The 2,201-nt window shown below is 66.1% G+C and carries 3 protein-coding genes; 2 read left to right on the forward strand and 1 reads right to left on the reverse strand.

Annotated elements, in window-relative coordinates:
- Positions 1–866, forward strand: an 866-nt coding sequence (locus RMO04_RS07815; RefSeq protein ID WP_309644222.1) for an AMP-binding protein, incomplete at its 5' end; no start/stop codon positions are given.
- 40 nt (positions 867–906) lie between these two features.
- Positions 907–1,302: a DoxX family protein gene (locus tag RMO04_RS07820; protein WP_309644223.1), complete on the forward strand. Its 396-nt coding sequence runs from the start codon at positions 907–909 to the stop codon at positions 1,300–1,302.
- 13 nt (positions 1,303–1,315) lie between these two features.
- Here the strand turns inward: RMO04_RS07820 and RMO04_RS07825 are convergent.
- The coding region (locus RMO04_RS07825) for an FAD-dependent oxidoreductase (protein ID WP_309644224.1) at positions 1,316–2,201 on the reverse strand (886 nt) is incomplete at its 5' end.

A 2,201-nucleotide genomic window follows, 5' to 3' on the forward strand; every position in this document is an offset into this window, starting at 1 on the left:
CCGGCGGCGCGCTGTTGCCGATCCTCAAGGGGATGAAGGCCTTCGAGTATCCCTCTCCGCTGCACGTCAAGCAGATCCCACCGCTGATCAAGGACACCGGCGCCGCGATCCTTTTCGCGACCGACACCTTCCTCAACCAGTACGCCCGCTCGGCCGATCCGGGCGAACTTTCGGGTCTGAAGTTTATCGTCTGTGGTGCTGAAAAGGTTAGAGAAGAAACCCATAATCTTATCAATCAACGCTTCGGCGATGTTCCGGTGCTGGAGGGCTACGGCGCCACCGAGGCCGCCCCGGTGATCGCCGTCAACAAGCCGACCGACAACCGGCGCGGCACGGTCGGCGGATTGCTGCCCGGCATCGAGACGCGACTGGAGCCGGTGGAAGGCATTCCCGGCGGCGGTCGCCTCTATGTGCGGGGTGCGAACATCATGGCGGGCTACCTTGGCGCGGACGGGGTGATCGAGGCGCCGCCCGACGGCTGGCACGACACTGGCGACGTGGTCGACATCACCGAGGACGGTTGGATCAAGATACTGGGGCGGGTCAAACGCTTCGCCAAGGTCGGCGGCGAGATGGTCTCCCTGACCGCCGCTGAGGACATCGCCACCGCCGTCTGGCCCGATAGCCGCCACGCCGTGATCGCCATGCCGGACGCCAAGAAGGGCGAGCGCCTCGTGCTGGTGACTGACCGCCGCGACGCCGACTCCACGCCGCTGGTGGCCCACGCCCAGGCTATCGGCGCGCCGGAGTTGGCCGTGCCCCGCAAGATCATCAAGGTGACCGAGGTTCCGGTGCTGGGCACCGGCAAGACCGACTATGTGGCGATTCAACGGATGGCGGAGGCCGACGGTCTGCGCGCCGCCTGACGACGCTGCGGTCGCGAGGCCGACTAGGGGGAAGATTCAGATGCCGAACCTCAACCTTTGGGCGCCGCGGGTGCTCAGCGTCCTGCGGATCATCGCCGCGCTGCTGTTCATGCAGCACGGCCTGATGAAGCTGTTTGATTTTCCCGCGCCTCAGCCTGGCGTTCCCGATCCCCTGCCCCCAATCCTGATGATCGCCGCGACCCTTGAGATCGTGGGCGGCGGGCTCATCGCCCTCGGGCTGTTCACGCGCCTGGCAGCCTTTGTCTGCTCGGGCCTGATGGCGGCCGCCTACTTCATGGCGCACGCGACGCAGGGCTTCTGGCCCGCCCTCAACGGCGGCGAGCTGGCGATCATGTTCTGCTTCGTCTTCCTCTACCTCGCCTGCTCCGGCGGCGGGCCCTGGAGCCTGGACGCCGTGGTTCGGAAGAAGAGCTGAGCCAAGTGCGGGGCTAGATGTGCAGGACCCGCCCGTAGGCGTCCAGCGCCGACTCGTGCATGGCCTCGCTCATGGTCGGGTGGGGATACACCGTGGCCTGTAGTTCGGCTTCGGTGGCCTCCATGGTGATGGCCAGGACATAGCCCTGGATCATCTCCGTGACCTCCGCGCCGATCATGTGCGCACCGATCAGGGCGCCGGTCTTCTCGTCGAAAACCGTCTTCACGAAGCCCTCGATCTCGCCCGAAGCGATGGCCTTGCCGTTCACCCGGAAGGGGAAGCGGCCGACCTTGATCGCCAGGCCCTGTTCCTTGGCCTGGGCCTCCGTCAGACCCACGGAGGCGATCTGCGGGTTCGAATAGGTGCAACCCGGAATCGGTGAGTTGAGGTTCGACGGTTTCAGGCCCGCGATATGCTCGATGCAATGCACGCCCTCATGGCTGGCCTTGTGGGCGAGCCAGGGCGGGCCGGCCACGTCGCCGATGGCGTAGAGCCCCGCGACGCCGGTGGCGCCGTGGCTATCGGTGACCACATGGCTTTTCTCGATCTTCACGCCGAGGGCCTCGAGCCCCATGTCCTCGACATTGCCCGCGATCCCGACGGCGACGATGGCGACCTCCGCGGTGAGCGTCTCGGCCTTGCCCCCGGCTTCAAGCTCGATCGACACGCCGGTCCTTGACGGAGTCAACTTCTTGACGCTGGCCCCGACCCTGAATTTCAGCCCGCGTTTCTCGAACGCCTTGTGCGCCGCCTTGGACACCTCTTCGTCTTCGACCGGCAGGATGCGCGGCAGGGCCTCCACGACCGTCACATCGACGCCCAGCGCGCGATAGAAGCTGCCGAACTCGATGCCGATGGCCCCCGAACCGATCACGACGATGGATTTGGGCAGCGACTTC

It is taken from the genome of Phenylobacterium sp. (genome assembly GCF_031412415.1).
In the GTDB taxonomy this organism is placed as follows: domain Bacteria; phylum Pseudomonadota; class Alphaproteobacteria; order Caulobacterales; family Caulobacteraceae; genus Phenylobacterium.